This is a genomic window from Actinomycetospora lemnae, assembly GCF_028737315.1.
Classification (GTDB): Bacteria; Actinomycetota; Actinomycetes; order Mycobacteriales; family Pseudonocardiaceae; genus Actinomycetospora; species Actinomycetospora lemnae.
The window spans coordinates 563,832-578,149 of sequence record NZ_JAQZAO010000002.1; the positions used below are offsets into that span (position 1 = coordinate 563,832).

13 protein-coding genes are annotated in these 14,318 nt (G+C 75.8%); 7 read left to right on the plus strand and 6 right to left on the minus strand.

From position 1 onward, the window contains the following. Window positions 1-98 precede the first annotated feature (98 nt). Window positions 99-1,808 (minus strand): L-lactate permease, encoded by a 1,710-nt coding sequence (locus PGB27_RS06385; protein ID WP_274199499.1) that lies wholly within the window; start codon window positions 1,806-1,808, stop codon window positions 99-101. Between the two features lie 144 nt (window positions 1,809-1,952). On the opposite strand from PGB27_RS06385, the gene PGB27_RS06390 reads away from it, so the two are divergent. Next, window positions 1,953-3,428 carry a peptide MFS transporter gene (locus PGB27_RS06390; RefSeq protein ID WP_274199500.1) on the plus strand — a complete coding sequence of 492 codons (1,476 nt, stop codon included), beginning with the start codon at window positions 1,953-1,955 and terminating at the stop codon, window positions 3,426-3,428. A gap of 10 nt (window positions 3,429-3,438) precedes the next feature. After that, on the plus strand, window positions 3,439-4,323 hold the full coding sequence (gene sigJ, locus PGB27_RS06395) for an RNA polymerase sigma factor SigJ (protein WP_274199501.1): 885 nt from the start codon (window positions 3,439-3,441) through the stop codon (window positions 4,321-4,323). Here the strand turns inward: sigJ and PGB27_RS06400 are convergent. Beyond that, window positions 4,295-4,882 (minus strand): carboxymuconolactone decarboxylase family protein, encoded by a 588-nt coding sequence (locus tag PGB27_RS06400; protein ID WP_274199502.1) that lies wholly within the window; start codon window positions 4,880-4,882, stop codon window positions 4,295-4,297. The two genes, sigJ and PGB27_RS06400, sit on opposite strands and share 29 nt — an antisense overlap. A 71-nt stretch (window positions 4,883-4,953) precedes the next feature. Between PGB27_RS06400 and PGB27_RS06405 the strand changes: the two genes are divergently transcribed. From PGB27_RS06405 to PGB27_RS06415, 3 genes are all read left to right on the plus strand, one after another. Next, the gene (locus PGB27_RS06405; RefSeq protein ID WP_274199503.1) at window positions 4,954-6,141 is read left to right on the plus strand and encodes an acyl-CoA dehydrogenase family protein; all 1,188 of its coding nucleotides are present in this window, start codon (window positions 4,954-4,956) and stop codon (window positions 6,139-6,141) included. Window positions 6,142-6,242: 101 nt separating this feature from the next. After that, a complete protein-coding gene (locus PGB27_RS06410) occupies window positions 6,243-7,424 on the plus strand; it encodes an acetyl-CoA hydrolase/transferase C-terminal domain-containing protein (RefSeq protein ID WP_274199504.1) in 1,182 nt (393 codons plus the stop codon). Window positions 7,425-7,519: 95 nt separating this feature from the next. Further along, the gene (locus tag PGB27_RS06415) at window positions 7,520-7,897 is read left to right on the plus strand and encodes a hypothetical protein (RefSeq protein WP_274199505.1); all 378 of its coding nucleotides are present in this window, start codon (window positions 7,520-7,522) and stop codon (window positions 7,895-7,897) included. Here PGB27_RS06415 and PGB27_RS06420 read toward each other — a convergent pair whose 3' ends face one another. Then, window positions 7,898-8,179 (minus strand): metal-sensitive transcriptional regulator, encoded by a 282-nt coding sequence (locus PGB27_RS06420; protein ID WP_274199506.1) that lies wholly within the window; start codon window positions 8,177-8,179, stop codon window positions 7,898-7,900. A 30-nt stretch (window positions 8,180-8,209) separates the two neighbouring features. Then, complete coding sequence (locus tag PGB27_RS06425) at window positions 8,210-9,610, minus strand: serine hydrolase (RefSeq protein ID WP_274199507.1); 1,401 nt, start codon at window positions 9,608-9,610, stop codon at window positions 8,210-8,212. 521 nt (window positions 9,611-10,131) lie between these two features. Here PGB27_RS06425 and PGB27_RS06430 point away from each other — a divergent pair. Further along, window positions 10,132-11,157, plus strand: a complete 1,026-nt coding sequence (locus PGB27_RS06430; protein WP_274199508.1) for an aminotransferase class V-fold PLP-dependent enzyme — start codon at window positions 10,132-10,134, stop codon at window positions 11,155-11,157. Here the strand turns inward: PGB27_RS06430 and PGB27_RS06435 are convergent. Beyond that, window positions 11,154-12,605, minus strand: coding sequence for an MFS transporter (locus PGB27_RS06435; RefSeq protein ID WP_408630024.1), 1,452 nt, complete (start codon window positions 12,603-12,605; stop codon window positions 11,154-11,156). The two genes, PGB27_RS06430 and PGB27_RS06435, sit on opposite strands and share 4 nt — an antisense overlap. 140 nt (window positions 12,606-12,745) lie before the next feature. On the opposite strand from PGB27_RS06435, the gene PGB27_RS06440 reads away from it, so the two are divergent. Then, a complete protein-coding gene (locus PGB27_RS06440) occupies window positions 12,746-13,480 on the plus strand; it encodes a M50 family metallopeptidase (RefSeq protein WP_274199510.1) in 735 nt (244 codons plus the stop codon). Between the two features lie 5 nt (window positions 13,481-13,485). Here PGB27_RS06440 and PGB27_RS06445 read toward each other — a convergent pair whose 3' ends face one another. Beyond that, the gene (locus PGB27_RS06445) at window positions 13,486-14,304 is read right to left on the minus strand and encodes a (2Fe-2S)-binding protein (protein WP_274199511.1); all 819 of its coding nucleotides are present in this window, start codon (window positions 14,302-14,304) and stop codon (window positions 13,486-13,488) included. Between the last annotated feature and the right edge of the window lie 14 nt (window positions 14,305-14,318).

The following is a 14,318-nucleotide window of genomic DNA, read 5'->3' on the forward strand; positions in this document are numbered from 1 at the left end:
GCAGGACGATCAAACCACCCGGTTCCCGGTCCGCCCGGTCCGCGATCCCCGTTCGGGTGAACAGTCGCCGAACGGTTCGTCCGGCTCCGCCGTCCCGATCAGCCGGGCACGACCATCCAGCCCAGTACCGGCGTCGACTGCAGCAGTACCAGCACGCACATCCCCGCCAGGAACACGAGGCTCCACAGCAGCACCTTGCGGAAGATCTCGCCCTCGCGCCCGCTCATGGACACCGCCGAGGCGGCGATGGCGAGGTTCTGCGGCGAGATCATCTTGCCCAGGACGCCGCCGGAGCTGTTCGCCGCCGCGAGCAGGATCGGGTCGAGACCGGCACCCCGGGCGGCGGTGACCTGCAGGGAGCCGAACAGCGAGTTGGCCGAGGTGTCCGAGCCGGTCACGGCGACGCCCAGCCAGCCCAGTACCGGGGAGAGCACGGCGAAGAACCCGCCGGTGCCGGCGAGCAGCCCGCCCAGGGTCAGCGTCTGGCCCGAGGTGTTCATGACGTAGGCCAGCGCCAGCACGGCCATGACCGTGACGATGGCGGTGCGCAGCTGCACGAGCGTCCGCCCGTAGGCGGCGACGGCGACGCCGGGCCGCACGCGCAGCACCAGCGCGGTGACGATGCCGGCGATGAGCAGGATCGTGCCCGCCGACTCCAGCCAGTTGAACGTGAACGCCTGCGTCGACACGGGCCGCCCCGCCTCGGTGAGGACGTTGAGCCCGGGCCAGTTGAACTTCACCGTCGTGGCGCTCAGGGCGTCGTCGATCACGGGGATCTGCTGCAGCGAGAACAGCAGGATGATGATCAGGTACGGCGCGTAGGCGAGGACGACGTCCCGGCGGGTGTCCCGGCTGTGGTCGTCGTGGTCGGAGCCCGCCGGGGCGTCGGTGCTGGCCGCACCGCCTCCGGAGCCGCCTCCCCCGGCCGACCCACCGCCGGCCACGCCCACCGACTCCCGGGCGTCCTCCGACGCGTCCGTCACCACCGCGCTGCGTCGGGGCGGGCGGGCCCGGACCAGCAGGACCACCGCACCCGCCGCGAGCAGCGCGGCGACGATGTCGGTGAGCGCGAGGGAGATGTAGTTCGACGTCACGAACTGCGCGACGCCGAAGACGACCCCGGCGACGAGCGCCACCGACCACGTCTCGCGCAGACCCCGGGCGCCGTCGACGAGCGCGACGAGGACGAACGGGACGAACAGGGCCAGGATCGGGGTCTGCCGCCCGACCATCGCCCCGAGGGCCTCCTCGGGCAGGCCGGTCACCGAGGCGAGCGTGGTGATCGGCACGGCGATCGCGCCGAAGGCGACCGGTGCGGTGTTGGCCACCAGCGCCACCACGGCAGCCTTGAGCGGGCTGAACCGCAGGGCCATGAGCATCACGGTGCAGATCGCGACCGGGGTGCCGAAGCCGGCGAGCGCCTCGAGCAGCGCGCCGAAGCAGAAGGCGATGATCACCGCCTGGACCCGCTGGTCGTCGGAGACCGACCCGAAGGATCGGCGCAGCACGTCGAAGTGTCCCGTCGACACCGTCATCTGGTAGATCCACAACGCGTTGATGACGATCCAGAGGATCGGGAAGAACCCGAAGACCGCGCCCTCGGCGCCGGCCAGCAGCGCCTGCCCGACGGGCATGCCGTAGGCCACGATCGCGACCGCCAGCGCGACGGCCAGCCCGATCAGCGACGCGAGCCACGCGCGCATCCGCAGACCGCCCAGCAGCACGAACAGCGTGAGCAGCGGGAGCACCGCGACCAGCGAGCTCAGGGCCAGGGACCCGCCGAGCGGGGTGTCGTTCTGGACGTACACGGTGCTCACCTCCCGACCGCCCGGCACCGCGCCGCGCGTGGTGGCGCAGAGTGCCCGTTTCCTCGCTCGGTGTCGACACGAACGGGCGTCGAATCTCGGTGAGGCTGCTGGCGATCGCGCTCCGCGAGGAGCACCCTGCTCTCCGTGACGACGACCCCCCCGGGTACGACAGCGACGACCGGCTCGACCGACCGCCGCTTCTTCGGCCATCCCCTGGCCCTGGGCACCGTGTTCTCGGTCGAGCTGTGGGAGCGCTTCTCGTTCTACGGGATGCAGGCCGTCATGGCCTACTACCTGTACTACGCCGTGACCGAGGGCGGGCTCGGGTTCCCCGAGGCGTCCGCGACGAGCGTCATCGGCGCCTACGGCGGCCTGGTCTACCTCGCGGCCGTCGTCGGCGCGTGGGTGGCCGACCGTCTCCTGGGCGCCGAACGGACGCTGTTCGTCTCCGCGATCGCGGTCATGGCCGGGCACCTCGCCCTCGCGGTCCTGCCCGGGGTCGCCGGTGTCTCGGTCGGTCTCGTGCTGGTCGCCCTGGGCAGCGGCGGGGTGAAGACCTCGGCGACGACGGTGGTCGGCTCGCTCTACGACCGCAACGACCCGCGCGCCGACGCCGGCTTCTCGATCTTCTACATGGGCGTCAACATCGGCGCGCTCGTCGGGCCGCTCCTCACCGGCCTGACCCAGGAGCTGGCCGGCTTCCACTGGGCGTTCGGGCTCGCCGCCATCGGGATGGCGCTCGGCCTGACGATCTACACGCTCGGCCGGCGCGGCCTGCCCGCCAGCGCGGCCGTCGTGCCCAACCCGCTGCCGACCGGCGCCTGGGTGCGCCCGGCCGTCGTCGCGGTCGCCGTCGTGGTGCTCGTCGGCGTCGGCTTCGCCACCGGCGTCCTGTCGGCGGCCACCCTGTCGACGAGCGTCGCGATCGTCGTCGCCGTGATCTCGATCGTGATCTTCGCGATCATGCTGACCAGCCGGGAGGTGGACGACGACGAGCGCAGCCGCGTGCGGGCGTTCATCCCGATGTGGCTCGGCAGCGTGGTGTTCTGGTCGCTGTTCCAGCAGCAGTTCACCGTCGTGACGCTCTACTCCGACACGCGGTTGGACCGGGACCTGTTCGGCTGGGAGATGCCCATCGCCTGGGTGAACTCGATCCAGCCGTTCTGGGTCATCGTGCTCGCGCCGCTGTTCGCCGTGCTCTGGACCACGCTCGGCGACCGGGCCCCGTCGACGCCGGTGAAGTTCGCCCTCGGCGCCGGCGGGATGGGCGCGGCGTTCCTGCTGTTCCTGCCCTGGGCCGGCGGCGGCGTGAACACCACGCCGGTGCTCGCGATCGTGCTCATCCTGCTGGTGTTCGCGCTCGCCGAGCTCAACCTCTCGCCGGTGGGGCTCTCGCTCTCGACCCGCGTCGGGCCCGCCGCCTTCCGCAACCTCGCGGTGGCGCTGTTCTACCTGTCGATCTCGCTGGGCTCGGCGCTGGCGGGCACGCTCGCGGGCTTCTACTCCCCCGAGACCGAGGGCGCCTACTTCGGCATCACCGGCGCCGCGGCGATCGTCCTGGGCCTCGCGCTGTTCGCGCTGAGCCCGTGGATCCGCCGCGCGATGCGGGGGGTGCGGTAGACCCGTCGGCGTGACCGCGGACCCGCTCGCCGAGCACCGCCCCCACCTGCTCGCCGTCGGCTACCGGCTGACGGGCTCGCGCGCCGACGCCGAGGACGCGGTGCAGGACGCCTGGCTGCGCTGGGACCGGCTCGGCGACGAGGGCCGGGCCGCGGTGCGCGACGTCCGGGCGTGGCTCGCGACGACGGTGTCGCGGCTGTGCCTGGACCGGGTGCGGTCGGCCCCCGCCCGCCGCGAGCGCTACGTCGGGCCGTGGCTGCCCGAGCCGCTGGTGACCACGGGTCCCGACGACGTGTTCGACGCCGTCGCCGCCCGGCAGGACGTGCGGATGGCCGCCCTGCTCGTGCTCGAGCACCTCACCCCCGACCAGCGGGTCGCGTTCGTCCTGCACGACGGCGCCGGCGTCGGCTTCGACGACGTCGCCGAGGTCCTCGGCTGCACGACCACGACGGCCCGCCAGCACGCCTCGCGGGCCCGGCGCTCGGTGGCTGCAGCGACCGCGGCGGGCCGGCTCCCCGACCCGGTCCCCGCACCCGAGCAGCGCCGGGTGCTCGACGCGTTCCTCGCGGCGCTCGCCGCGGGCGACGTGCCGGCGCCGGTCGCCGTCCTGCACCCCGACGCCGAGCTGCGCACGGACGGCGGCGGGATCGTCAAGGCCGCCCGCCGGGTGGTCCGCGGGGCCGACCGGATCGCGCGGCTTCTCGTCGCGCTCGCCCAGGAGACCGGGCCGGAGCTGCTCGCGGCCGTCCGCCCGGTGACGGTGAACGGCGAGGTGGGGATGCTGCTGCCCGCCCCGGACCAGGTGGGGCCGCCGATGGTCGGGGTCCTCACCGTCGCCGACGGCCGGGCGGTCGGGGTGCACGTCGTCATGACCCCCGAGAAGCTCCGGGCCTGACGGGCACCTCGCACGACGCCGCGAACCCCTGGGCGCGCAGGCCGAGGGCGGCGTTCTCCCGGGCGCGCTGGTTCTCGACGGCCACGAGGTGGGTCAGCTCGACCAGGCCCGCGTGGCCCAGCCGGGCGTCGAGGTCGGCGACCTGGGCGTCGGTGACGGTCGGCGGCTGGGCCGTCACGGCGTCGGCGTAGGCGAGGACGGCGCGCTCGTCGGCGTCGAAGCCCGGGTCGTCGGGCGCGCCGTCGGCCGCGGCGCGCCGCAGGTGGTCGGCGTCGAGGCCCTCGCGGATCCAGAGCATCTCGCCGAAGTCGACGCACCAGGCGCAGCCCACCTGCGTCGCCGTGCGGTACACGGCGAGCTCGCGCAGGCGGGCCGGCAGGACCGTCGCGACCTTCTCGGTGAGCGACTCGGCCACCGCCGCGGTCCAGAACAGGCCCGGGTGGTGGCGCAGGGCGGCGAAGGGCTCGGGGACGTCGCCGAAGCGGCGGCGGGCGAACGCGTAGGCCAGGCGGCCGAGGACGCCGGCCTCGCGGTCGCCGACGAGGGGGATGCGGGCCATCGGGGGACTCCTCTCGTGACGTGGTACCGGGAGGACGGCGCAGCCCGGCGCGACGTGACACGGTGTCCGCCATGGAGGCCTCCGACTTCGCCGACGTCCTGACCTCGGTCCGCGAGTTCGTCCGCGAGCAGGTGGTGCCGCGCGAGGACGAGATCGAGGCGGCCGACGAGGTCCCGGAGAAGCTGCGCGAGCAGTGCAAGGCCATGGGGCTCTACGGCTTCGCCATCCCCGAGGAGTACGGGGGCATCGGGCTGTCGATGGCCGAGGAGGTCGAGCTCGCCATGGAGCTCGGCTGGACGACCCCGTCGCTGCGCTCGATGTTCGGCACCAACAACGGCATCGCGGGCCAGGTGCTGCTCACCGGCGGCACCGCGGAGCAGAAGGCCGAGTGGCTGCCGCGGCTGGCGACCGGCGAGGTCGTGGCGTCGTTCGCGCTCACCGAGCCCGACGCCGGCTCCGACCCGTCGTCGCTGACGACGCGCGCCGTCCGGGACGGTGACGAGTTCGTGATCACCGGGGCGAAGCGCTGGATCACCAACGCCCCGCTGGCCGACGTGCTCATGGTCTTCGCGCGCACTCGGGGTGGGCCGGGCGACGACACGGTCGCGCCGGCCAAGGGCATCTCCACGTTCCTCGTGCCCACGTCGGCGGCCGGGGTCTCGTTCTCCGAGCACGACGCGAAGATGGGCCAGCGCGGCTCGTGGACCTGCGAGGTCTACCTCGACGACGTCCGGGTGCCGGCGTCGCACCTGGTCGGCGGAGACCATGAGGAGGGGGGAGGTGGCCTGCACCGCGGCTTCGTCACCGCGATGCGCTGCCTCGCGCACGGGCGCCTGCACATCGCGGCGCTGTGCACGGGGATGTCCGCGCGCCTGGTCGAGGAGATGCGCCTGTTCGCCACCGAGCGCGAGCAGGGCGGGCACAAGATCGCTGCCTACCAGCTCGTACAGGGCCTCGTGGCCGACTCGGTCACCGACTGGCACGCCGGGCGCGCGCTGGTCCGCGAGGCCGCGCGGGCCTACGACGACGGCTCGGACACCACGATGGGCCCGTCGACGGCGAAGTACTTCTGCTCGGAGGCGGTCGGGCGCATCGCGGACCGGGCGGTGCAGGTGCACGGTGGCTCGGGCTACATGCGCGGCGTGCCGGTGGAGCGCTTCTACCGCGACGCCCGCCTGTTCCGGATCTACGAGGGCACGAGCCAGATCCAGCAGGTGATCATCGCCCGGGGCCTGCTCGGGTCGGCCGCCCGCGGCTGAGCCGGCCCGCGTGGTGGAGCGAGAAACTCCTCGCCGCGTGCCACGCAGCCAGGGTGACCCTCGCTCCACGTGCGCGGCCCACCCTGCTTGGATCGGAGATCATGACGCTCGACGGGAGCATCCTCGCGGGGCTCGTGCGGCCCGGCGCGCGCATCGCGCTGGCCGACGGCACGGGCAGCCCGCGCGCGGCGTACCCGCTGCTCTCCGAGCTCGCCCGCGAGCGCGGCGACCTGCGCCTGGTCACCGGCTGGCTGCCCGGCGCGCCCGACGGGCTCGACCTCGAGGCCTTCGCCGACGCCCGCACGGTCATGCCCGGCTGGGGCCTGCGCCGGGCCGTCGACGCCGGTCACGTGCGCGCGGTGCCGGCGCGCCTGTCGGCGGTGCCCGCGCTGGTCGCGGGTCCGCTGCGCCCCGACGTCCTCGTGGTGGCCGCGGCGCCCGGGCCGGTGGGCCCGGTCCTCGGCGCCGAGGTCGGCTGGGTCCGCGCGGTGATCGACCTGGGCGTCCCGCTCGCCGTCGTGCTCGACCGGGGGCTGCCGCGGGCCGCGTCCGGGCCGCCCCTGCCCGACGCGCAGGTCTTCGTGCTCGGCGAGGTCGACGACGGCCCACACGTCGTCCCCTCGGGCGAGCCCAGCGCCGAGCACGCCGCGATCGGGCGGCACGTCGCGGGCCTGCTCACCGACGGGGTGCGCCTGCAGTGGGGCCCCGGGCAGCTCGGCGCGGCCGTCGTCGACGGGGTGCGGGCGGCCGGGGTGCGGGTGCGCACCGACTCGGGGCTGCTCGGCGACGGGGTCGTCGCCCTCGACGAGGCCGGGCTGCTGATCGGCGACCCCGTCGCCACCTACCTCGTCGGCACCGCCGCGCTCTACGGCTGGGCCGACGTCCGCGGGCGCGCCGGGCGTCCGGTGCTGCACCGCATCGAGCACACCCACGACCTGAGCCGGCTGTCCGCCGACCCGCCGCTCGTGGCCGTCAACACCGCGGTGGAGATCGACCTCGACGGTCAGGTCAACGTCGAGGGCACCGCGGACGCGCTGGTCGGCGGCATCGGCGGGCACCCCGACTACGCCGCCGCGGCGGCGCGCTCGCCCCGCGGGCTGTCGGTCGTGGCGCTGGCGTCGCAGCACCGTGGGCGCTCCACCCGCGTCGAGCGGCTCTCCCGTCCGGTGACCACGGGCGCCCACGACGTCGACGTCGTCGTCACCGAGCACGGGGTCGCCGACCTGCGCGGCCTCGACCGCGCCGAGCGCCGGCGCGCGCTCGACCCGCTGTTCCCCGGCTGACCGTTTCGCGGAGATCCGGCGTCCCTCGGCCGCCTAGGGTGGGTACGCCTGCCCGACAGCACGTGTTCACCCCGCCGACCCCCGGAGGACACCCCATGGCCGACGGCACCACCGCCCTGCCCGCCACCCGCGCCCACCTCGCCGCCGTGCCGGACGGGTCGCCGACCCGCACGCCCCCGCTGCCCTCGGAGACCGCGCCGGAGCCCGGGGACGCACCGGACCTCCTGGCCGCGCTCGACCGCGGGGACGAGGAGGCCGTGAAGCTCTGGGTCCGGGCCCACACCCCGGAGACGTCGAGCCTGGTGCTCTACGGGCTCTACCTCGGCGCCGGGATCGTCGGGCTGATCGAGTGGCCGTCCGTGCTCCTGGCGGTCGTGACCCAGCTCGTCGTCGACCGGCGGTTCGGGGGCGTCGAGGCCCTCGCGGCCGAGCTGCGGGCCCGCGTCGAGGGCACGGCGCCCGCCCGCGCCTGATCAGGACCGGACGAGGCGGGCGATGGCCGCGGAGGCCTCCTGGACCTTCTCGGCCGCCTGCTCGTCGCTCGCCTTCGCGGCGTCGACGACGCAGCCGTTCATGTGCTCCTCCAGCAGGCCGAGCGCGACGTTCTGCAGCGCCCGCGTCGCCGCGGAGACCTGGGTGAGGACGTCGATGCAGTACTTGTCGTCCTCGATCATGCGGGCGATGCCGCGGACCTGGCCCTCGATCCGGCGCAACCGCCGCAGGTGGTCGTCCTTGTGGTCCGCGTAGCCGTGCATGACCCTCCTCGCGCCGGGTGTGCTCCGAGGCTACCGGGCGTCGGGCACCGGTCCGAGCCGCGCGCGCACGGCCCCCGCCGCGGCGTTGACGACCTGGCGGGCCTGGTCGTACCCCGGGGGCTGGCTGGTGAGCACCGCGACCATGTAGCGCCCGTCGACGACGCCCGCCGAGTGCACCTCGGCGCGCCCGGCGATGCAGCACATCCAGCCCTGCTTGACCGGGGTGCGGCCGTCGAGGAACCCGAAGGCCTGGTCGAAGCCGTCGCCGGCGATCCGCACGGCCTGGCCCATCGAGCCGAGCACCAGGTCGCGGTCGGGCGGCGGCAGCTCGACCTGGATGTGCCGCAGCAGCTTCGCCATGTCGCGCGCCGAGGTCTGCACCTCGCCCCACTGCGACGTGTCCTCGGGCGGGGTGGTGTCCTCGAGGCCGATCGCCTCCGACACGCGGGTGATCGCGCCCGGCCCGTCGTACTGGGACCACAGGGCGTTCATCGCCGGGTCGCTGCTGGAGCTCAGCGCCGCGCGCACGAGGCGCAGGTCGCGCGCACCGAGGGTCACCTCGCCGTCCCGCTGGCGCTGGAGCATGTCGACGACGACGAAGAGCTTGGCCAGCGAGGCGGTGTCGAAGCGCTGGTCGCCGCCGGAGCCGGGGGCGAGCTCCCCGGTCGCGGTGTCGATGGCGGCGACGCCGACCGTCGCGCCGTTCTGCGCACCCGCCTCCTCGCCCGCGGCGACGGCGGCGGCGAGGTCGACCCGCGGCGCGTCCGGGGCGGTGGCGGGCCCGACCGACTCGACGGGCTCGTCGCCGCCGGGCAGCTCGGCCAGGAGGCGGTCGGCCGAGGCCAGCGGGTCGGCGGTGCCGGTCGAGACCGTGTCCAGGGTGATCACCGTGCCCGCGGCGAGGGCGCCGACCATCGCGGCGCCCAGCCCGCGGGACAGACCGCGGCGCCGGGGGGCGGCCCCGGTGGCCGCCCCGGTGGCCGCCGCGGTGGCCGCCCCGGAGGCCGCGGTGGCCGTGGTGGTGCGTGTCGTGCCGGTGCGCGGACGCGGGCCGCCCGTTGCGCGGTGCCCGCCGGTGACGGCGCGGTCGGCGGTGTCGGCGCGCCCGCTCCGGCGCGCCTCGTCGGCGCGGCGGGGGGTGAGGGGGACGGGCAGCCCCGGCGCGGTGCCGGTCGCGGTCCGACGGCGCGGGGCCTCCCGGGGCACGGGGTCGGCGGCGCGTGCCGTCGCCGCGCGGGCCGGGGCGGGGCGGGCGGGTGCTGCGGCGGGCGCGGCGGCGGTGGCGGCGGCGGTGGCTAGGGCGGTCTCCGGGCGTCCGTGACGTCCGGACGGGCTGGGGTCGACGCCGACGGGCGGCGGCGCGGTGACCGTGCCCCCGGCGTGGCGGCCGCCGTGGCGCGGACCCGCGCGGTCGGGGGCCGGGACGGGCACCGGGTGGCCGGTGCCGGGCCGCGGCTCGGGTGCGCCGTGACGTCCCGCGGGCGGGTGCCCGCCCGGACGCACGCCCGGTCCCGCGTCGGGGGCACCCGGGCGGCGTCGCGGCGGCGGCGCCACGTGCGTCGCGTGGGCCGTCGGGACGGGGTGCCGCCGGACGGGCGGCGGCGGTGCGAGCACGGCGACACCGGCGCCGCCGGGTGCGTCCGCCCACGGGTCCGCGGGCGCGCCGTGGCCACCGTGGCCGCTGCGGTGGCGCGGTGGCGCGGCGACGGGCCCGCCGGAGCCGGGTGGACGGGGATGTCCCGGTGGTCCGTCCGGCCCCGACCGCGGCGGCCGGTGGGAGGTCACGGAAGCATCACACCACTTCGCTCCGCGTGATCGACGACCACCCGCCCGGAACCACCGTGTCGGTGTGACACGCGTACCCCCGGGGGTGGCGATGCGCCTCCGGCGGTTCCCCCCTCGAGGAGGCACGCCGTCGCGCACCCCCGCCACCGACGCCTAATCTGAAGATCGTGCGTGATGCGTTCGGCACGACCTTCGACGTGGACGGCGTCTACCTCAACACCCCGTCCATCGGGCTGCCGCCGCAGCCGGTGGTCGCCGCGGTGACCGAGGCGGTCACGGCCTGGGGGCGGGCGGAGACCTCGGCGCCGCAGTTCGACGCGCCGGTCGCGACGGCACGGGCGGCGTTCGCGCAGCTCGTGGGCGTGCCGGCGTCGTCGGTGGTGCTGGGCACCGCGGTCTCGGGGCTGCTCGGGCTCGTCGCCGCGTCGCTGCCGCCGGGCGCCCGGGTGCTCACCGCCGACCGCGAGTTCACCAGCGTCACGTTCCCGTTCGTCTCGGCAGGCCACGAGGTGGTCGAGCTGCCCCTCGACGAGCTGCCCGAGCGCACCCGGGCGGCCGACGTCGTCGCGGTCAGCGTCGTGGCGTCGGCCGACGGGGCGGTGGTGGACCTCGACGCCCTGCGCGCCGAGGTCGGCCCCGACACGCTCGTCGTCCTCGACGCGACGCAGTCGCTGGGCTGGCTGCCCGCCGACCTCTCGTGGGCCGACGTCGTCGTCGCCGGCGGGTACAAGTGGCTGCTCTCGCCCCGCGGCGCGGCGTGGATGGCGCTCTCGGACCGCCTCGCCGAGCGGATCGCACCCGTCCAGTCCGGCTGGTACGCGGGCGGCTGGGACGCGATCTACGGGCTGCCGCTGCGCCTGCACCCCGACGCCCGCCGCTTCGACCTCTCCCCCGTCTGGCTCGCCCAGGTCGGCGCGGCCGTGGCCCTGCCGTGGATCGCCTCGCTCGACGCCGAGGCCGTGCGCGACCACTCCGTCGGCCTGGCCAACCGCGTCCGGGTGGGCCTCGACCTGCCACCCGCCGAGTCGGCGATCGTGTCGGTGCGCCACCCCGACGCCCCCGACCGGCTCGGTCGCGCGGGCGTGCGCTGCGCGGTGCGTGGCGGGGCGGCCCGGCTCGGGTTCCACCTGCACAACACCGAGGACGACGCCGACGAGGTGGTGGCGGCGGTCCGGGGTCGGTCGCGGGACTAGTCGCGGGGGTACTGCTGCGGCGCGGTGATGCCGCAGTGCGGGCAGTCCTCGGTGCGGAAGCGGGTGGGGGGCGGCTCGGCGGTGCGCCCGGGACGCAGCAGCACCGCCGAGAGCACGGCGCCGGCGACGAGCAGCCCCGCGGCGATCGCCATGGCGTTCGCGAAGCCCTCCGCGAAGGCGGGCGGGTCGGTGTAGTCCTGGCCCGAGATGCCGGCCACGGCGGGGATCAGCGCGACGGCGAGCAGGCCCGCCGCGCGGGCGATGGCGTTGTTGACCCCCGACGCGATGCCGACGTGGCGGTCGTCGGCGGCGTCGAGGACGGTCGCGGTGAGCGGGGCGACGGTGCCCGCGAGCCCCAGCCCGAAGAGCACCACGGCGGGCAGGACGTCGGTCAGGTACGACGTGTCGGGCCCGATGCCGCGCAGCCACAGCATGCCGGCGGCCGCGAGCAGGAGCCCGATCGTCATCGGCCAGCGCGGGCCGATCCGCTGGGCGAGACGACCGGACCGCGCCGAGAGCGCGAGCATGATCACGGTGATCGGCAGCGTCGCCGTCCCGGCCGCGAGCGGGCTGAACCCGGCCACGACCTGCAGCTGGAGCACCACGAGCAGGAAGTTCACGCCCAGCGCCCCGTAGACGAGCAGCGTGATGATGTTCGTGCCGGTGAAGCGCGGGTTGGCGAAGAGCTCGCCGGGCACGAGCGGCGCCCGCGACCGGCGCTCGACCAGCACGAACCCGATCAGCGCGACCACCCCGAGGACGCCGCCGACGATCGCCGACACCGGGGAACCGCCCTCTCCTGCGGCCGTCAGCGCCCAGGTCAGGGCGCCGAGACCCGCGACCGCGAGGACGGTGCCGGGGACGTCGAGGTGCGGGACGGCCTGCGGGTCGCGCGACTCGGGGACGTGGCGCAGCGCGACCGCCACGACGACCGCGGCCAGCGGCAGGTTGATGAGGAACACCGCGCGCCAGGTCCACTCGACGAGCCAGCCGCCGAGGAACGGGCCGACCGCCCCCGCCACGCCGCCCAGGCCCGACCACGCCCCGATCGCCGCCGCGCGGTCCTCGCCGTGGAACGACGCCGAGATCAGCGCGAGGCTGCCCGGGGTCAGCAGCGCACCGCCGACGCCCTGCAGCGCGCGCCCCGCGACGAGGAACTCGATCGACGGCGCGAGCCCGCACAGCGCCGAGGCCACCGCGAACCACACGACCCCGATGACGAAGATCTTGCGGCGGCCGAACCGGTCGCCCAGCGAGCCGCCCAGCAGGATGAGGCCGGCGAGCGTGAGCGTGTAGCCGTTCACCGTCCACTGCAGCGCCGCGAAGCTCGCGTCGAACTCGGACCCGATGCGCTCCAGGGCGATGTTGACCACCGTCGAGTCGAGCATCGCGAGCCCGGACCCGAGCACCGTCGTCAGCAGGATCCACCGGCCCCGGGCGGTGCCCATGCGGACGTCGGTCGGCCCCACGGTCTCCGTCACGCCGCCAGCATGACCGCCTCACCGGGAGGTGACGAGGTCCGGGGGCGGTGACAGGGCGAGGAGGCGGACCCGTGATCGTCGGCGGTCGCCGCTACCGTGCACCCATCGTGACGACCGGCCCCGCGACCGCCCTCGAGCTGCCCTTCGACGGTCTCGACCAGCTCAGCCTCGGGCAGACCCAGGCCACCCTGGTGATCCTCGGTGGTCTCGTCGCCCTGCTCGTCGTCGGCGTGCACGGCTCGTGGCGGCTGGCGCGCAACGTCGTGACGATCGCGCACGAGGGCGGGCACGCCCTGGTCGCCATCTGCTCGGGGCGGACCCTGACCAAGATCCTGCTGCACTCCGACACGTCCGGCGTGACCGTGTCGCGGGGGCGGCGCGACGGCCCCGGCATGGTCGCGACGGCCGCCGCCGGCTACGCGACGCCGCCGCTGCTCGGGGTCGGCGCGGCGGCGCTCGTGGCCGCCGACGAGATCGCCGCGATGCTCGTGATCGCCGTGATCCTGCTGCTCGCGACCCTGATCCTCATCCGCAACGCCTACGGCGTGTTCTCGGTGGTGCTCACCGGCGCGGTGTTCGTCGTCGTCGCGGCCTACGGCTCGGCGAACGTGCAGTACGGGTTCGCGTGCTTCGTGACGTGGTTCCTCATCGTCGGCGGCCTGCGCACGGTGCTCGAGGTGCAGCGCAAGCGCTCCCGGCGCCGCGCGCCCGACTCCGACGCCGACCAGCTCGAGCGCCTCACCGGCGTCCCGGCCGGTATCTGGGTGGCCCTGTTCCTGCTGGTCGGGGTGTTCTCGCTGCTCGGGGCCGGTCGCCTGCTCGTGGTGTGGCCGCCGCTGTAGACCCGCTACCCGACCTGCTCTCTGCCCTGCAGCACGCAGTCGCCGCACATCCCGCCGCCGGGCACGCGGTAGTACAGGCAGCACGTGGTGCGGCGGAACCCGAGGCCGCTGGGGTGGCCGGGGTCGGCCACGAAGCCCCCGAGCCCGGCGAACGGCTCCTGGGCGAGCACCCCGCGGGCCAGGGCGAGCGCCGCGGCGTGGCGGTCGGGGCGCGCCCCGCCCAGGACCCGCACGGCCCCGCCGAGCGCCCCCGCCGCGTTGCCCCACAGCACCCGCGCCGACACCGACGCCCGCGCCCGGATGCCCGCGACGAGCGGGGCGACGTGCTCCTCGGCGAGGGCGCGCGCGAGCAGTGCCGCCGCTGCGGGGTCGTCGGGCGGGCCGAGCTCGACGCCGGTGAGCCGCTCGGGGTCGACCCACAGCGGCACCGGCCCGCCCGGCCACGGACGGGCGTGGAGCACGGTCGCCGGCGAGAGGTCGGGCAGCACGCCGGCCGCGGCCGTCGCGAGCAGCACCGACACCGACCGCGACGCCAGCGACTGCGCCAGCAGCGACGCCGCGACCCGCCGGTCGGCGCCGAGCCCGGCGGCGACCTGGTCGAGGCGCTCCCCCACCGGGTCGGGCCCCTCGTCGGGCACCGCCAGGAGCTCGGCCAGCGGGCGCCACGAGGGGTCGGCGGACTCCTCGACGCGCGTGGAGATCGCGAAGAACCCGTCGACGGCGTCGGCCTCCGCGAGGACCGTCCGGACCCGCTCGGCGTCGGCGTCCGGAGCAGCACGGGAGGCGGTGACGTTGCCCTGTCCGCCGGTCGTCTCCCTGTCCACGAACGCCCATGCTG

Coding starts and splice junctions, on each gene's coding strand:
- PGB27_RS06400 (WP_274199502.1), bottom strand. CDS start 4,882: ATGGCCCGCATCCCCCTCGTCGGCGACCGCGAGGCCGGCGTCCTCGGC.
- PGB27_RS06405 (WP_274199503.1), top strand. CDS start 4,954: ATGGAGGCCTCCGACTTCGCCGACGTCCTGACCTCGGTCCGCGAGTTC.
- PGB27_RS06410 (WP_274199504.1), top strand. CDS start 6,243: ATGACGCTCGACGGGAGCATCCTCGCGGGGCTCGTGCGGCCCGGCGCG.
- PGB27_RS06415 (WP_274199505.1), top strand. CDS start 7,520: ATGGCCGACGGCACCACCGCCCTGCCCGCCACCCGCGCCCACCTCGCC.
- PGB27_RS06420 (WP_274199506.1), bottom strand. CDS start 8,179: ATGCACGGCTACGCGGACCACAAGGACGACCACCTGCGGCGGTTGCGC.
- PGB27_RS06435 (WP_408630024.1), bottom strand. CDS start 12,605: ATGGGCACCGCCCGGGGCCGGTGGATCCTGCTGACGACGGTGCTCGGG.